General features: G+C 43.0%; 14 protein-coding genes. 5 read left to right on the plus strand and 9 right to left on the minus strand.

Going from position 1 to position 17,658, the window contains the following annotated elements; translation table 11 throughout:
• Positions 1-29 precede the first annotated feature (29 nt).
• Positions 30-2,255, plus strand: a complete 2,226-nt coding sequence (recD, locus tag FHS24_RS01645; protein WP_183618177.1) for an exodeoxyribonuclease V subunit alpha — start codon at positions 30-32, stop codon at positions 2,253-2,255.
• Positions 2,256-2,371: 116 nt separating this feature from the next.
• On the opposite strand, the gene FHS24_RS01650 is transcribed toward recD, so the two are convergent.
• Positions 2,372-2,935, minus strand: coding sequence for a hypoxanthine-guanine phosphoribosyltransferase (locus FHS24_RS01650; RefSeq protein ID WP_183618179.1), 564 nt, complete (start codon positions 2,933-2,935; stop codon positions 2,372-2,374).
• A 90-nt stretch (positions 2,936-3,025) separates the two neighbouring features.
• Entirely contained in the window at positions 3,026-3,694 is a 669-nt protein-coding gene (locus FHS24_RS01655; RefSeq protein WP_183618181.1) for a hypothetical protein, read from the minus strand.
• Positions 3,695-3,996: 302 nt separating this feature from the next.
• On the opposite strand from FHS24_RS01655, the gene FHS24_RS01660 reads away from it, so the two are divergent.
• The 3 genes from FHS24_RS01660 to FHS24_RS01670 all read left to right on the plus strand — a co-directional run bounded on the left by FHS24_RS01660 (position 3,997) and on the right by FHS24_RS01670 (position 7,132).
• The gene (locus tag FHS24_RS01660) at positions 3,997-5,676 is read left to right on the plus strand and encodes a carbon starvation CstA family protein (protein WP_183618183.1); all 1,680 of its coding nucleotides are present in this window, start codon (positions 3,997-3,999) and stop codon (positions 5,674-5,676) included.
• A gap of 112 nt (positions 5,677-5,788) precedes the next feature.
• The gene (locus FHS24_RS01665; RefSeq protein WP_183618185.1) at positions 5,789-6,082 is read left to right on the plus strand and encodes a cory-CC-star protein; all 294 of its coding nucleotides are present in this window, start codon (positions 5,789-5,791) and stop codon (positions 6,080-6,082) included.
• Between the two features lie 33 nt (positions 6,083-6,115).
• Complete coding sequence (locus FHS24_RS01670; RefSeq protein ID WP_183618187.1) at positions 6,116-7,132, plus strand: ArsA family ATPase; 1,017 nt, start codon at positions 6,116-6,118, stop codon at positions 7,130-7,132.
• 44 nt (positions 7,133-7,176) lie between these two features.
• Here FHS24_RS01670 and FHS24_RS01675 read toward each other — a convergent pair whose 3' ends face one another.
• The gene (locus FHS24_RS01675; RefSeq protein WP_183618189.1) at positions 7,177-8,829 is read right to left on the minus strand and encodes a DUF3482 domain-containing protein; all 1,653 of its coding nucleotides are present in this window, start codon (positions 8,827-8,829) and stop codon (positions 7,177-7,179) included.
• Positions 8,830-8,885: 56 nt separating this feature from the next.
• The gene (locus tag FHS24_RS01680) at positions 8,886-10,256 is read right to left on the minus strand and encodes a DUF2868 domain-containing protein (protein WP_183618191.1); all 1,371 of its coding nucleotides are present in this window, start codon (positions 10,254-10,256) and stop codon (positions 8,886-8,888) included.
• A gap of 237 nt (positions 10,257-10,493) precedes the next feature.
• On the opposite strand from FHS24_RS01680, the gene FHS24_RS01685 reads away from it, so the two are divergent.
• A complete protein-coding gene (locus FHS24_RS01685) occupies positions 10,494-11,249 on the plus strand; it encodes an SDR family oxidoreductase (RefSeq protein WP_201599006.1) in 756 nt (251 codons plus the stop codon).
• A 63-nt stretch (positions 11,250-11,312) separates the two neighbouring features.
• Here the strand turns inward: FHS24_RS01685 and FHS24_RS01690 are convergent, their stop codons facing one another.
• The 5 genes from FHS24_RS01690 to FHS24_RS01710 all read right to left on the minus strand — a co-directional run bounded on the left by FHS24_RS01690 (position 11,313) and on the right by FHS24_RS01710 (position 17,365).
• The gene (locus tag FHS24_RS01690) at positions 11,313-12,830 is read right to left on the minus strand and encodes a bifunctional 2-methylcitrate dehydratase/aconitate hydratase (protein ID WP_183618193.1); all 1,518 of its coding nucleotides are present in this window, start codon (positions 12,828-12,830) and stop codon (positions 11,313-11,315) included.
• Positions 12,831-13,027: 197 nt separating this feature from the next.
• Positions 13,028-13,618 carry a GNAT family N-acetyltransferase gene (locus FHS24_RS01695; RefSeq protein ID WP_183618194.1) on the minus strand — a complete coding sequence of 197 codons (591 nt, stop codon included), beginning with the start codon at positions 13,616-13,618 and terminating at the stop codon, positions 13,028-13,030.
• 118 nt (positions 13,619-13,736) lie between these two features.
• The gene (locus FHS24_RS01700; protein WP_183618195.1) at positions 13,737-15,590 is read right to left on the minus strand and encodes an ABC transporter ATP-binding protein; all 1,854 of its coding nucleotides are present in this window, start codon (positions 15,588-15,590) and stop codon (positions 13,737-13,739) included.
• 78 nt (positions 15,591-15,668) lie between these two features.
• Positions 15,669-16,925: a 2-methylaconitate cis-trans isomerase PrpF gene (gene prpF, locus FHS24_RS01705; protein ID WP_183618196.1), complete on the minus strand. Its 1,257-nt coding sequence runs from the start codon at positions 16,923-16,925 to the stop codon at positions 15,669-15,671.
• 62 nt (positions 16,926-16,987) lie between these two features.
• Entirely contained in the window at positions 16,988-17,365 is a 378-nt protein-coding gene (locus tag FHS24_RS01710) for a hypothetical protein (RefSeq protein ID WP_183618198.1), read from the minus strand.
• Positions 17,366-17,658: the final 293 nt, after the last annotated feature.

A 17,658-nucleotide genomic window follows, 5' to 3' on the forward strand; every position in this document is an offset into this window, starting at 1 on the left:
CTTAAAATAATGATAAAAATGGATAAATAATGAGTGACGTTAAAAGTATAAACAGCGTGAGCAAGTCAGGAAAAGCAACCAGTAGCGCTCAAAATACTGTCGGTGATGACACTGGCAATAGTTGGGCGACGACGATTAGCCAGTATTTATTGCAGCGCCGCGCACAAACGCAGACTGCCTATCAAAGTCAGCTACAACCCAATACCTCAGACAAGTCTGGTGACATGCAAGACTGGTTGTTTGAGACACTATTTGAAGTGCTGGTGCGGCGTTTAGAGGAAGGGCATACCGTCTTAGTGCTTGATACTTTTGATAACGTCGCAAGCGGTGAGGCTATGAATGCCGATAATGGGCTATTTGCTTGGCAGCAACAGCTATTACAACCTTTAGTACAGCAACTGTGGTCGGCATTCGTTAGCACAAATATGGCAGAAATATCGGCTGTAGAGTTGCTAGAAGACGAGTCATTATGGGAGACAGCGATGCGTCAATCCACACTGTCAGCCTATGACAAACGCATATTAGATCAGCGCCGAAAAGCTTGCGTGAAGCTTTATCATTCGTTAAGAGGTATAGCTAATAGTACTGACTCAATAAAAAATAGCCTAAGCAATTTTAGTGATTTATTAAATAAACACCCACTTTTTAATAACAACACAAAAGATAAAAACGATATTAATAGTCCGATTGTCTTTCAGATAAACGAGGACTTAGACAATCAATCCATGAAAATAACCTTATGGCTGCATCGTACTTGGCAAGCAGAATTCGCTCTGGCGCAGCATGTGCTGCGTATTAAAAATCAAAACCTTATTGAGCTACCGATTAAACTAAGTTCGTCGCTAATTGATGAGCAGCAAGATGCTATCCATATGGCCAATCGATCGGCATTTAGTATTATTACTGGTGGGCCAGGGACCGGCAAGACTTTTACGGTTGCCCAATTAGTCATGGCACTACAGCAAGAACAAGCGGCAGACGAGCAAGGTAGTGAGTCAAAGGCCAATTTAGCATTAGCGGCTCCGACAGGGAAGGCGGCACAACGTATGCAAGAGTCGTTGCAGAATGCCATACAGCAAGCAGGTGTCTCTATGCAACTGCCAGAGGCGAAAACCATACATCGCTTGCTCGGCATCGGGCAGGGCGGGCGCCCACGCTACCATGAAGATAATCCACTCAGTGAAGACATCGTCATCGTTGATGAAGCTTCGATGCTTGGTGTAGAGCTCGCCAATCATCTAGTGAGCGCCATAAAGCCCAATGCGCGACTGATACTACTTGGTGACGCCAATCAGCTAGCAGCGGTCGATGCGGGGGCTGTATTGGCAGATTTGTGCCGTATAGAGGCGCTACAAGACGTGCACCAACGTTTAATCGACAGTCGGCGGTTTAAAGAGGACTCAGGCATTGGTAAGCTTGCTAAACTGATTAACCAAACAGATAAGAGTCAGAACCGTACTAAAAATATGAACGCTGTTTGGCAGCTTCTCCAAAAGGATGACGCATTAAGTTTTTATTATCTGACAGCGGGTAATGATGAAGAAACTAACAGCAACATAATTAATAACAAGATAGAAAATAGCCTAAGCAATTATAAATTTCTCAAAATACTGTCTAACAATTATCTCAAATACTTCAACCAAACCAATAATATACTAACTAAGATTAAAATAGCGAAATCCATACCAACTAAGGAATATCTTACTGAATTTGATGAGCTTATAGAGCTACTTAATCGTTTTCGAGTTTTAACGGCTGGGCATCATGGCCGCTGCGGTGACCATTACATCAATAATTATCTGAGCGAGCAGCATAAGACTCAGTTAAAGCTACCTCTTTCCAAATCACCTTGGTATCACGGTCGTCCAGTCATGGTATTACAAAATAATTATGAGCTAGGGCTATTTAACGGTGATATCGGTATCTGCCTGCAAGTAGAAAAAGGGCGACTACAGGTGTTTTTTGAGAACAAAAAGCAGGGTGTAAATATCAATATGCTAAGTGATGAGATGATTGCGACTGCGTATGCGATGACCATTCATAAATCACAAGGGTCGGAATTTGACCATGTAGCAATTAGCTTTGATGATAATAATGCACGCTTATTAAGCCAAGAGTTAATTTATACCGCTGTCACACGCGCTAAAAAACAAGTTTCTATTTTTAGCACCGCCTCGGCATTGACCTCTGCATTATCAACACCAACGATGCGTCAAACTGGACTGAGCTTACAGTTTGAAAAACTGCTAGAGTAGGTGGTTGATTCTGCCGTTTAAGATTATTAGTTCGTTTAAGGTTATAGAAAGGTAAGAAAATAGCGCAAAAAAAAGCATCCGATATAGGATGCTTTTCTAAACTTGAATTTTCAGATTTAGATTTTGTCTTCTTTAATGGCATAGATACCAGGCAAATGGCGCAAGTAACCATGAAAATCCATACCACAGCCATAGACATAACGGTCTGCGACATTAATACCCACAAAATCGACGTCAAAGTCTGCAACCTTGCGATCGTGCTCTTTATTTAGCAACACACAAGACTCGATAGACAAAGGTTTCTCTTTACTCAGTTCTTCTACGATAGCTTTGAGGGTAATGCCTTCGTCAAAAATATCATCAATCAACAAGACGTGTTCGCCCTCAATACTGACATCAGGCTTAAACTTCCAATCAAGCTCATTGGTACCTTCATTATCGCGATAGCGTGAGGCATGGATATAATGCATGCGATGGTAAAAAGTCAGGTGCGTCAGTAGTTGACCGGCTGGGATAAGTCCACCGTTCATAACGACCATAACAATTGGATTTAAACCAGCATAATGTAGGTTTAGCTGGGCGGCAAGGCGCTCATAAGCAGCGGCTACTTCGATACTACTGATAAGACACTCTGAGTTGCGCAGGGTTTTTTCGATTTCTTGATTACTGATTTGGGTCATGAGTTGCGCCTTCGATAAAAGTGCCGCCTATTTTAGCAAATTTTAGCAAATTTGCCCAACACTACATTCTTAATAAAAATCTAATATTCGTTATTCAGGCTTTTTTACGACAAAAGGACGATAATAATTGGCCAAACGGTTCAAAGAGCTATCAGGAAGGTCCGGTAATAGCTTGTTTAATGCCATAGACATGCCTTTATCAATAGCTGCCTTCGCCATTGGCACAGACTTGCGTTTAATCATGCCCAATTTTAAGGTTTCAGCATAGCGACTGATAAAATGCGTTAAAGTCTCTTCATTTACCGTCTCAAGTGCTTTCTTAAATACCACTCTATCAACGTGCTCAGGTGTAATCGCCGCAAAGCCGGCATCAATAGTTTTAGCATCTGCCTCTGATAATTTAAATCCGATGCGCTTGACGCCTTCGTTATCAATGAATGTCGCTTGATCCCTTAAAAAATGAAAGCTTGGCATCACCTCTTCATTGTTCTCTTTACCCAATAGGATATTGAGTAGGGTATCCGTCGCACGCTCGATGGTGCTAACGATTTTACGCATAGAGGCCTGGCGTTCAGGGTTTGGAATAATATCTACCAATCCAACCAATAGCTTATCCGTTAGGTCACGCGCCGTTTGATGGGTCAGGGCGTCACGATACGGGTAATAGTCTACTTTTTCGTTTGATTCAACGATTTGCTCTGCCTCAATAATCAAAGCTTTCAATTTATCTGAAGGTACGAATCCAAAATAGTGTGTCATTCTAACTCCCTTATTTGTTGTTTTTAACGTCTTATAAACGTTACATCCCTCATCAAATCAGTTACTATTTAAAAAGAATACTAAGAAAAGATCCACGGTGCTTGCTACTTGTTAGTGAAGTGCCTCAATCTTAAAATACAATGCTTTGTTTGTCAGTAATAATATGGGGAAGATGCTGGTATTTGCCTAATAACGGGTGATCTGAGTCGCTCACCGCCCACTAATCTAGCATATTTTTTATATTCTAAATTAAAAAGCTTGAACTCATAAGGCTATCTACAACTTGTCTAGGGAGAGATAAGATGAATAGTGCAATCGTGCTATTGTTTGCTGTTGCCGCTATGCTTTGCGGTTATCTGTTTTACTCAAAATTTATCGCCACTAAAATCTTGGCATTGGATAATAGTATCCCCACGCCAGCGCATACCATGAAAGATGGGGTAGATTATATTCCCACTAATAAATACGTGTTATGGGGGCATCATTTTACTTCAGTCGCAGGGGCAGCACCGATTATTGGTCCTGCCATTGCGGTTATTTGGGGCTGGGTACCTGCCATCATTTGGGTGGTATTGGGCACGATTTTTATGGCGGGTGTTCACGACATGTCCGCCATTTGGGCAAGTATGCGCAATCGAGGTCAGTCGATTGGCTCGATTGCCGGTACCGTCATGGGTACACGTGTACGTAGTTTGATGATGATCGTCATCTTTTTATTATTGCTAATGGTAAATGCGGTATTCGGCGTCGCTATTGCTAATATGATGATAAAAACCCCGTCCGCTGTGCTGCCAGTTTGGGGTGCTTTGATAGTCGCCTTTATCATCGGTCAGTGTATTTATCGCTATAAGATGAATCTGGTTTGGGTGTCAATCATTGGGGTCACGGCTTTATATGGGCTTATCTATCTTGGTCCTATGTTTCCTATCGTATTACCTGAGACATTCTTAGGTTTACCTGACAATGCTGTTTGGATTATTATTTTATTTTTCTATGCAGCAATCGCTTCTTTGTTACCGGTTTGGATGCTTTTACAGCCACGCGATTACATCAATGGCTTACAGTTATTTGTCGGTCTGATTTTATTATACGCCGCCATCTTTATTGCGACTCCTAATATTGTCGCGCCAGCGATAAACACCGCATTGCCAATCGGCACGCCATCTATGCTGCCTTTATTGTTTGTGACCATTGCTTGTGGTGCAATTTCAGGCTTTCATGGTTTGGTGGCAACGGGTACGACGTCTAAGCAGATTGATAAAGAAGAAGATGTACGTTTCGTTGGTTACTTCGGTGCCATGGGTGAGGGCATGTTGGCGCTTGGTGCGATACTTGCGGCAACTGCGGGCTTTGCAACCCTTGGTGACTGGCAAGCGGTTTATCAAAAATTTGGCGACGGCTCTATTGGTGCCTTTATCGATGGCGGTGCAACCATATTGAATGCAGGTGTTGGCATTGATATGGTTTTATCACAAACGATGCTGACAGTAATGGCAGCCTTATTCGCTGGTACTACGATGGATACTGGGGTACGTCTGCAACGTTATATCTTCCAAGAATTTGGTGAGATTTATAAACTGCCTGTTCTAAATAAGAGTGTGGTGGCAACATTCCTTGCTGTTGGTAGCTGTTTGTTGTTAGCCTTTGGTGCTGGTGGCATCGATGGCGCTGGTGGTATGATTATCTGGCCGCTATTTGGCACGACAAATCAGCTAATGGCTGCATTAACCTTGATGATTGTCACAGTCATCTTGTTACGTAAAGGCAGACCAGTATGGTATACCTTAGGGCCCTTATCGTTCTTACTGGTCATGACGGTTTTTGCGTTATTGATTCAGCTAAAAACCTTTTTCAATGATGGTAATTGGCTGCTTATTATTATGGATATCATTATCTTGATAGCCACAATCTTAGTGACGTTTGAGAGCTTATCGGTACTGCGCAAAGAATGGTCGATACACAGAGGCAAAAGTAACCTCTAAATCCTGCTAAATAATTAATGAAATGTCAGACAAAACGCTAGCAGCAATTGCTGGCGTTTTTTGTCTCATATAGGCATGATAGATAATAAGCATCCGAAAAAGAAGAGTGATCATGGAAAACAGGGATATCACAAAACCTATAAGAAATATTGAGCCATGGTGGCAAAGATTTGCGGCAGGGCTAAACGAGTTTTATCATGCGCCTTATCGTCAAACGATGGCACGCGCCGCGCGTGATGAGGAAGATTTTTTCATGCTACTCATGTTTGCGGAAAGCTTAGGTATCGATAATCCAGCCAGCTTTTATACGTTAGAGTTGCAACCGTTATTTTTAGAAAACTTCCATGAATGGCATACACGTATGGGTATGGATAGATGCCCATTTGATCATGTAGGTTGCTGCTAGTTTTCTTTGAATTAATTAAAATGAGATACAAGTATGGCATTACACCCTTTACCCGCCTTGGTAGAGCAACTGGCAACACAGCCGATTATATTTATCGGCGGCAAGGGCGGTGTCGGTAAAACCACCACTGCCGCCGCACTTGCCAGCTATTATGCCAAGCAGCAAAAAAAGACACTGATTATCTCAACCGATCCTGCCCATAGTTTGGGTGATGTGTTAAACGTCCCGCTCAAAAACCAAAAAACAGTCGTAACCCCTTATTTGGACGCTATTGAACTAAACCCTGATATCATCGTCGATGAGCATTTTGCTCAAGTTGAACGCACCATTACCTCCTATGCAAACCCAGACATGATGCCAAAAATTCGCGAGCATCTACGGCTATCAAAATCAGCACCTGGCGCACAAGAAGCCGCCATGCTCGAATCCATGTGTCAGCACTTGGTTGCGGCAGCAGATGCCGGCTATGAGCACGTTATTTTTGATACGGCACCGACAGGGCATACACTGCGCTTGCTAGTGCTGCCTGAGATGATGGGGGCATGGACAGATGGATTGCTATCGCAGCAGCGAAGGCAAGCAAAACTGCGCTCTGTAGCTGATCATTTAGGCAGTCATAAACAAGACAATAATAAAAATGATTTAGCCAATCCGTTTGCCGCAAAAAAGACCGACCGCTGGGAGCAAGCAGTATCTGTACTAGAAAAACGCAAACAGCTGTTTCGTCAGGCAGGAATATTGCTGCATGACCGTAGCCAAACTGCGATTGTATTGGTTATGACTGCTGATGTATTGCCACTGGCTGAAACAAAGCGAGCGATAGAGCAGTTAGAAGACAGTAAGCTTATGCCAGCCGCAATCGTTATCAATCAGTTGATAGAACCGACCCAGTCTGATGCGTTTTGGCAGCATCGTGCTGAGCGCCAACAACAATTGATGCAAGATATTGAACAAACCTTTCCCAAGTACCCGCTATATCCAATATATCTGCAACAAACGGACGTACGCGGTACAGACGCCTTAAGTGCATTATTACACCCATCTCATTAAACAACCATATCTACCACTTTAGTCAAGCTTGGCTTTGGCTATCATTATTCAGGTTTATATGACTGTAGCTTACTTGCCAGCGACCATGCCATATCTGCTCGTAATAGCTGAGCTTGTTCAGATTTACCACTACTGAGTGATGACCATTGAGGTTTGCCACGGGCTTTTTTGAGTTCACTTGGCAGTTTATGGGTCGGCCATGGCGTCACTAAGTTATCTTCATTGTCGTTATTTGATATTTTTGACATGTCAGCGTCATTTTTCGCGCCATTATATATCAGTTGGGTGGCATCAGTTGCTGCATGACCACGGTGACGTAGCGCAGTGAGCAAGTCAATCGCGCGCGTGGCGAGCAAGGTCAATGTAGCAGGGTCTATATACAAACGTTTTACCCCAGTGATTCTATCGGCGATACTACTGGTATTAGACAATAGCCCACCTGCGATACCACCTATTGCGGCACCCAATCCCAATGTCGTGCCAAGTGCTGCCGCATCAATACCCAATCCTAGTAACGCGCCTGCTGCCGCGCCAGATGTTGTACGAATACCATAGCTTTTGAGAAGCTCAGGGTCAAAAGGGTCTTGCTGATACGCTTGTAATTCAAGTGGGGTAGCTGCCACTGCATTATCATAGAACTTATATAAATTGAGCAGGTTGTGCTGCATCGCCCGTTCACTTTGCCTCACAGCTTCTTGCATTTGTTCCAATACGGGCATTGGGTCATCATCTTCATTAATCTCATGGACGAAAGCGGCGACATTTAACAAAAAGTCCGCAATGATGATATTGGCCTCATCATACAACTGCGCCCAATTCTCTGTACGACGCGTCATCAGTTGCTCAAGCATTTCAGAGTGGGTGAGCATGGTGGCTAAATTCTGCCATAGACGCATTTCATCGTTAAATTCAAAAGCAACAGAATCAAAGCGCGTCGAGATATGCAGATTACGTCTTGCCAGCATCGTTTGCCAGTCATCTATATTGGCATCTTGAGCGTCAGTGAAGTTAAATACCGGCATAACAGGTATCGCGGCCCAAGATAAAATAGCCAGCTCATCTTTATATTTACCGAGTACTGGCTCACGCGCATCGACGACATAAATGGCCATATCACTTGCCAGCAACTGACGGATCACTTTGGCTTCTTGGCTGTAGTCCTCATTGCTACTTAACCCATCACCGCCCTGGGCAATGTCTGCTGCCAAAAACTGCTGTAAACGCTCAATACCATCACGGCGACTGGCAGTATTGTCTTCTAACCAATCCATTAGCCCTGAGGCGTCTTCTAGACCCGGGGTATCATAGAGTATGACCAAATCTTCACCGGTTTGGTTATCTGTTAGCTTGGCTTGCTCCACATGGCGTGTGGTTGCAGCCTCGTTTTTGACTTCACCAAAATAGACATCACGCAATAGGGTACGCAGGATAGAAGTCTTTCCTGTATTGGTATGACCGACGACCGCTAGTTTAAGTGCTGCACCACTGGCTATGGTTGCTTTTTTACCAGAGCGCGCTGTCAGATTTTCGGGATCATCAGTTAAATCATTGGTATCGGTATTATTACTTTCAGGATAGTTAGTCTCAGTAGATGTCGGCGCTACCTCTGAATTCACTAAATTGCGGCTAGGGTTGTCTTTTAATGCTTTGTCGGCAAATAGGCCGACGGGCTGGCCATTGGTCTTATTATTATCCATCTTATGTTTCCATATCATTTGTATAAAAGCTATTGAGTAAAGCTAAGGGCATAATGCTACTTAGTGTCCACCAGACCAATTTTTCGCGCAGAAAGCGCGGTTTGCCATTGTTGATAACGAGTATCTTGGTTCGGTATCGTCTGTAAAGAATCTCTAGCCAAACTGTTATCACTCAGCAGTTGTACGATTAGCCCATCTGTAGCATGTTCTGCGATACGATCAAGCTTACGCAGAGTGCCACGGTCAGGCAGTGCTTTACTGTGAATACCTAATAACACCTGAACTGGGTGCTTATCAAGATAGCTTGTCAAGCGATTCATATCATCGCGATCATCAACGATACCGAAATCCTCTATCTCACTATTATCATTAATATTGGCATCAAGACCCTCAAGCCACCAGTTATCCTGCTCTGATGGGTATTCGAGTAAAGCAACCAATTTTTTGCCAGTACTAATCGTTGCTTTTGGAGCGATAGGAGCAGGCGCTTCTTTAAAATCATCAGCATCAACCACATGACGCTGCCAAAAATTCAAAATCTTTTGATAATAAGGCTGCTTGATATCCAAACGCATCTTTTTACGACGGAACATCAGTGCGCAAAAAGCCCAAGCAATTGCTCTAGGTACAATACCGTACATCAGCAAACTACCAACCAATAACCCTGCCCATTGCCGCGCAACAGACAGCGGCATCGCATCGGTTACCAAACGACTCTGAATAATAGCGGTACTGTCTGGCACGCCAAACCCTACCATGCTTGGCAACCAACCAAGTACCTGAGTCAAAGTAATCAATGCCTGATCAGACAGTAGTGTCGACTCCCAGCTAAAACTGTACTGACGCACAATCAATAAAAACACAATCGCCAGCAGCATACCGGTTAATGTAGCGAGCCATAATTGATGGCTAAATCGCCCCAAATACCAACGCATACCGCTATGCTGTAATTGACGCTCGTACAGAGTGACTGCTGCTTGGGTCACATCATCTTTGCCACGTATCAAATAGCTAGGACTGACAAAACTGGCAAACCAATTTGACGACTGCTTGCCTTGATTAATCAAAGTCATGACTAGCCAGCCTAAAAGCATAATGGTATGGAAGCCAAGCAGACAGACCAGCACATAAAAGAAATTAACCACATTGGTCTGCAGTAGGGTAAACAATCCCAAAAACCCTGAGATGCACCACACCACGCTCATGACCACCATGATGCCCTTTATGCGCCCGTCAATCTTACCGAGCACACGTGCCAGCGCACCGTTACTATCGATACGCGAGGCGCGGCGATGCAGTTTTTGGATAGGTTTTCCATCCTCACCTTGCAGCTTTTCGGTAATCAGTAGTGGGTCAGTAGCAAAGACATGCTGCTGCGTCTCAAGCGTACGTACTAGCTCAGTTAATTGGTCTTGGGGTGATAACATAGTGCGATGATATCCCTATAAAAGCGTTGGTTAAAAAGCATAATTTTTATTTTATTATGTCAATGCTTGCTTAAAAATGTTGAGTATTCTATCCATCATTGATTATTGTAGCTCATATAGCGCGGCGATAACTTCTATTATTCTTAGCGTTTTGTCATAGTAAATGTAAAGTAAATGCGCCAAAATGAATGCAGGTTAGCAAAAGATAATAATGCAGATAGCAATAAGGAAAATCTTGTGAAGCAGAAAAATTATTTAGTCATTGGCGGCACCGGTGGGATTGGTCAGGCGATTGTTAAAGAGCTATTACAACGGATTGCTAACGAACAAAGCGATGGAAAGGTATATGTCACTTATCATAAAAGTCAGCCTGACTTTGCAGCAGATAACTTGTATTGGATATCGATGGATGTGAGCGATGAGGGTAGTATCGAACAAGCCATTGCTGATATTAAGCAGCACACCACTCATATAGATTGGGTGATTAACTGTGTGGGCTTATTACATACAACAAGCAATCAACCAGAAAAAGCATTACGACAACTGGAGACGGGCTTCTTTTTGCAGAGTATGCAAATAAATGCCTTAGCAGGTTTGCTGATTGCTAAGCATATCAAGCCATTACTCGCAAAAGCTGAACGTAGTACTGACAAGCCCGCAATTTTTGCGACCATATCGGCTCGTGTCGGTAGTATTAGTGACAATCAGTTGGGTGGTTGGTATAGCTACCGTATGAGTAAAGCGGCACTAAATATGGGTATGAAGAATTTGAGCATTGAATGGAGTCGGTCTTTAAAGGATGTCTGCGTGGTAGTCATGCAGCCAGGTACCGTCGATACCCAGTTATCTTCACCTTTTCAAGGCAATGTGGCTGACGAAAAGCTGTTCTCGCCAGCCTATAGCGCCGAGCGTTTATTGGAAGTGCTTGATAGTATGAGCGCTGCCCAATCTGGAAGTTTTGTCGATTGGGCAGGTGAGTCTATACCTTGGTAAAAGATTGGTAAAAACACTATTAATAAAAACAAAAATGCACTGAATCATTTACATGCTTTAAAATTAATTGGCCACAAATAAATCCATAAACTCATTAACCGGTGTTTGCTCTAAGCGTTGTTGGTCATCACACAGAGCAAAAATATCCGCACAGCGGCTGTCAATAAAGCGTGTTGCCAAACTGGCTCGGAACTTTGCTTCTAACACAGGGATGCCTTCTTCACGGCGGCGTTTATGGCCAATCGGGTATTCGACAGCGACTTTATCAGTACTACTGCCATCTTTAAAGAATATCTGAATAGCATTGGCAATCGAGCGTTTGCTTGGGTCATGATAATCTTTTGAATAATCGGCATCTTCTACGACAACCATCTTACGCCGCAACCCATCAATCATTATATGATGCTGTTCGTGATAGTCGTCTTCATAGTTTTCTGCCATCAAGTCACCCGTTAATAAAGGTACCGCAACCATATATTGCAAACAATGATCGCGATCGGCAGGGTTATCAAGCGCGCCTTCTTTAGAGATGATTCGAATGGCTGAGTCATGGGTAGTCAGAACGATTTTTTCGATGTCATCAATCCTATCATCGATACGTGGATGCAGAATGACTGCTGCTTCACAAGCGGTCTGAGCATGGAACTCGGCAGGGAAGCTTATCTTAAACAAGATATTCTCCATCACATAGCTACCAAAGTCCCGCTGGAAGGTAAAGCGGCGCTCATTTTCAGGTTTGAGTACCAAATCTTTATTGGTATGGCTAAATAAGACATCATAAAAGCCCCATTGCGGCGCGGTTAATGCACCAGGGATACCCATCTCGCCGCGACGGGTGATATCGACCAAGCGTACCGCACGACTGGTCGCATCACCTGCCGCCCAAGACTTACGACTACCAGCATTTGGCGCATGGCGATAGGTACGTAATGCTTGTCCATCGACAAGCGCTTGAGAGATGGCTGCCATGATGCGCTCACGTGGTAATTTATAGAGTTTAGCAACCACCGCTGTCGAGGCTAGTTTTACTAGGAAGACATGATCGAGCCCGACACGGTTAAATGAGTTGTCTAAGGCAAGCACGCCTTGAATCTCATGTGCCATAATCATGGCTTCTAGCACGTCGCGCATGGTGAGCGCAGCGCGACCTTGGCTGACGTTTTGCTGGCTGATATAGTCTGCCACTGCCAAAATACCGCCCAAGTTGTCTGAGGGGTGCCCCCATTCAGCAGCAAGCCATGTATCGTTATAGTCAAGCCAGCGCACCATACAGCCTATATCAAAAGCGGCTTTGATGGGATCTAGTCGATGGGAAGTGCCGGGAACACGCGCGCCGTTAGGGGTGATTTGATCAGTGCAATCGGGTCCTAGATGCTTGGTACATTCAGGAAAACGCAATGCCAATAATCCGCAGCCTAGCGTATCCATCAGGCAGTATCGGGCAGTATTCCAAGCATCCTCACTATTAGGAGAGTCGTTATCAATAGAGTAGTTGAGTACATAATCGGCAATTTTTTGAATCTCAATGTCATATTCTGGACGGACATTGCTCTCTACCGTAGCGTTTTGAGTCATAGACATAGTCGTTACCCCTTCCTTGAGTCAAATATTTGAGCGATTAATAAATATGGCTTATTTTCCAAGCGATTTATTAATCAGCTATCCATCAAAAATAACATACTCAATATCGAACAACAGTGAAGTCGTGTAAGACTGTTTTATCGTTTAATAATCTTTGATGAATCTATTCAAGGTAAAGGTGAAATGATGCGCGGCCATCAAATCATGAGATAAACCAAACCGACAATGAATAAAAGCGCCAGTATCAATAGTAAAAAGCTGAGGATACTACTTACCATCCCTGAGCTTTCTTTTTTTACTTTTACCTTTTTAATGATGGGCAACGCCATGGTGACATGCTCAAGGCCGTCTTCCAGATAACGCTCACCTTCAGCAATAAACCCGAGTGACTCATAGAAGTTTAGCAAATAAGTCTGGGCGGAGATGATGATGGTTTTTTTACCATACTTTTTACGGCAGTAATTAATGGCCTCAAGCATTATTTGACGGGCAACGCCATTGCCTCGGTGCTCTGCTAGCACCAAAACTCTGCCAATCGCAGGTATAGGACCTGAAGGGTTAACCGAGGACTTTTTATGATTAAATTGCGGCGGAATAATCCGGCAATAGCCAATCAAGGCTTCATTTTGATGGGCGACCAGATGTAAGCAATCAAAATCCACCTCATCCATATCTTGATACGGGCAGTTTTGCTCCACCACAAATACTTGCGAGCGGGCTTTTAAGATATGATAAAGATCAACGGTGGTCAGCTCATCAAAGGTTTTTATAGAAAATTCACAGGTCATAGTCAAATAGCTTCTAACAATTTAAAGGACTTATATAGAGTAACAACATAAATTATAAATATTCTAAATACAGAAATAACACATCAAAGCCTGAGCATTATAACGATTTCACCCTACATTAACTATTTAAGGTTTGACTGATTTTATCCAAATTCAAACTATCAGACATCGCGCTGAATATCTCAAAGTATTTGCCACGTTTTTCATATAATGCTTCGTGAGTACCTGTCTCGACCACACGCCCGTTTTCTATAACGACTAAGTCATCGGCATCGATGATTTGCGCAATATTGTGCGAGACCATAATCACTGTCCGGTCTTTCTTAATCAAGTCTAGGCTCTTCTTCACCTGTTGGCTGGCAATCGCATCGAGACTAGCGGTTGGCTCATCCAGAAATACAATAGGAGGGTCTTTTAAGAACATTCTTGCCAGCGCAATGCGTTGCTGTTGACCACCTGATAGAGATTTTGCTGTACTTTCATAGCCTTTTGGTAACAATATGACCTGCTCATGGATTGAGGCTTTTTTTGCAGCCACGATAATATCCTCTTCGCTAGCAGTCATATCGCCATAGCGGATATTCTCGCTAATCGTACCTGAAAAGATATGATTGCTTTGCAATACCAAACCAATATTCTGCCGCAGCTCATGGGTATCATAGTCGGCTAGATTCTGACCATCTAGGCATATTGTGCCGGCGTTAGGCTCATAAAATCTCACCAACAGATTGATAATCGTGCTCTTGCCAGCGCCACTTAAGCCGACTAATGCGGTAATGCGATTGGGTTTGATAGTAAAGCTGACATCTTTTAGCGCTTGAGTGCCATTAGGATAAGTAAAATCAACATGTTTAAGCTCAATATGACCTTTTAAGTTCTTACTACTTAAACCAGAGATTTTTTCAACTTGATCATCGTCCTCTAAAATCTCAAAAAAGCCTTCTGCGTATGTAAGCGCATTGTTAATTTGGTCATATATGCGATGTAATTGACGGATAGGGGCAGCAACGTTTTGAAACAGCATGACATGAAATAAAATCATACCAATGGTCATCTGACCTTTTAACACAAAATAGGAGGTCAGTAGAATAATTGCCACCACGCCGATTTGCTCTATGAAAGTTTTTATCGCATCATAAATAAAACCAATACTACGAATACGCAGCTGATTATCAGTCATATCCTTTTGAATGGTTAAATGCTTCTCAGCCTCAATAGACTCACGTACGAAGGATTTTACGACGCTAATAGAATTAATTAGTGAGATGACAAGACCACTCTTTGCTTCTCTAAAGCCGCGCATTTCACGACGAAAACCTTGCAGGCGCCGCGCTTGTTTTTGACTGATAAAAAAGTAAATCGGAATAATAATAAGACCGACCATGCCTATCCAAACGTTGGTCGAAAACATAATAACCAGCGATACAATGGCGCTGGCAAACAGCGGCAGCATATCGATAAAGAAGTTTTGCACCAAACTGGTTAAGCTACTAACACCATAATCGATACGGGTTTGCAATTTACCACTATCGTTCTCACTACTGGTATAAAACGCCATGCGATAGGTCAATATGCGCTCGATGATTTTTTGCGATAAATCACGGGACAGGTTGATACGAATCTTTTCACCATAAAAGCGCTGACCAAAAGATATAAATATCGATAATATCTCTTTGGTCAAGAGCACCGCACTGATAATGATGAGCATGCGCAGACCAGCTTCCCAAGGCTCGGCAAGAGTAGCGATTTCGGTTAAAGTGTCCACGGCATAGCGCAACACAAAGGCATTAACTTGCGCCGTAAAGGAGCCAAGCACCGTCAATATTAGTGTGGCGATAATTAGTAAACGATAAGGTTTTGCAAATACAGCAAGCTTTTTAAGGATATCCCACAGCAACGCCCGCCGCTCCGTTTTTTTGAGCGGCGGCTTCTTATCAAGTGGGGATTTATTAAGAGTAGGAGAAGTTGGCATTTTATTAGAGTAAAACAAACGCAAGCAAAAAGCTATTCAGAGTATAAGTATTAAAGAAATCGAACAAATAATAAACGTTTAAAACGCATCTGCTGGTACAAACACTTCACCAACCATGATACGGCGAGCAGAGCGGCTCATCGAGACTTTCTTGGCTTGCCAGCGCCCATCAACTTGTTCAGTTTTACCGCCAACCAATAACGTACCAGAAGGATGACCAAAACGTACTTCACCTAATTCGCCTGCGCCTGCAGCTTGATTAACGAGCGTACCTTGCGTAGTCGCTGCTGCTGCAATCGCTACTGCTGCTGTGCCCATCATTGCATGATGCAGTTGTCCCATACTCATCGCACGTACAACGAGATCAATATCATCAGCATTAACTGCTTTACCACTTGATGCGCTATAACTTTGTGCAGGAGCAACCCAAGCAATCTTTGGAATATGCTGACTGGTTTGTGCCTCGGAGACATCTTTAAACAAGCCCATCGCAACACCGCCTTTGGCACGGATTTTTTCAAGCTTAGCCAAGGTTTCGCTATCGCTGTTGATATCGCCTTGTAGCTCAGTACCGGTAAAGCCCAAATCTTCTGCTTTCATAAAGATGGTTGGGATACCCGCACTGATAAAAGTTGCTTTGACGCTATCAGTATTTAGACTACAGCCAGACACATCAAAATCATCAATTAGATTGTTGGTCGGGAACATATCGCTTGATGAATCTACAGGGTCGATAAATTCAATCTTCACTTCAGCAGCAGGGAAGGTCACACCGTCTAATTCAAAATCGCCGATTTCTTGTACTTGTACCTTGCCTTGTGCATCTCGATAGACAGGAACGTGGGCAATAATGGTTTTGCCAATATTTTCTTGCCAAATATGGACTTCGCAAATGCCGTTATCCGTACTGTTAGCAACTTTATTTGCATCTACCAAGCACATATTGATTGCACAAGCGCCAACGGCGGCGGTTAAATTACCACAGTTACCTGCCCAATCAATCATTGGTTTGGCGATATTCACTTGCCCAAACAGATAGTTGACATCGTGGTCTGCTTTATCTGACTTAGATAAGATCACTGTTTTTGAGGTACTAGAGCTACCATTGCCTAAACCATCAATTTGCTTACCATAAGGATCAGGGCTACCGATGACACGTAGCAGAAAGTTATCGCGCGACTCGCCAGCAACTTGGCAGCGTTCAGGTAAGTCAGAAAGTTTAAAAAAGGTGCCTTTTGAGGTGCCGCCGCGCATGTAGGTGGCTGGGACAGAGATTTGTGGGGCAAATTTTGGTGTGTTTTTTAAAGGTGTATGTTGTAAAGTTGATTGGGTCATAATGGGAAATCCTTTAATTAATTATCTAATATTATTTTCAAAAGCATGGTTAAAAGTAATGATTAAGGTTTACCGAGTGAGTTTACGCCACCAGTAGAATTTACTGAGTCTATACTTAGACCAGTGAGCGTGCGCTTAACAGCGATAACATCATGCGTTTTACTGATGATTGAGCCTAGCGTATTCATTTGCACATCGTTGATTTCATCATAGCTCACATGAGCCTTAGACCATGGGAAGCCTGTCTTCACCGTTAGATTTTCGAGGTGACCTGAGGTATTGGCTTGTAGGACAGTAAGTGCTGCCTGAGATTGTTTTATATAGCCACATATCTCATTTTTACCACCTTCTACTTCCCAAGCGCCGTTACCGGTATCGTGATTAATAAACACTTCGACGTCATCGCTATAGTTATCACAAGCGGCTACCGGATTTTGCATAGCTAAGGCATTATGTTCAGCTAAAAATTTTTCTACATTATTTTCTGATAAAAGGTAGTAACTTTGACCAAGATAAAGGACAACACACGCAATAAACAATTTGAACCAGCTCATAACAACATCTCTTAATAGTAAAATATAAATTGTTATTATGCCGAACTTCCTAATATTTGTTGAATAATTTACAAGCTTTTTGATGTCGTGGTTGTCAGTTGATAATAGGATGCCAATTATAAAAAAACCGATGCCGTATAATTTATACAACATCGGCTCTTTGCTTATTTAAAACTCAA

It is taken from the genome of Psychrobacter luti (assembly GCF_014192115.1).
GTDB lineage: Bacteria > Pseudomonadota > Gammaproteobacteria > Pseudomonadales > Moraxellaceae > Psychrobacter > Psychrobacter luti.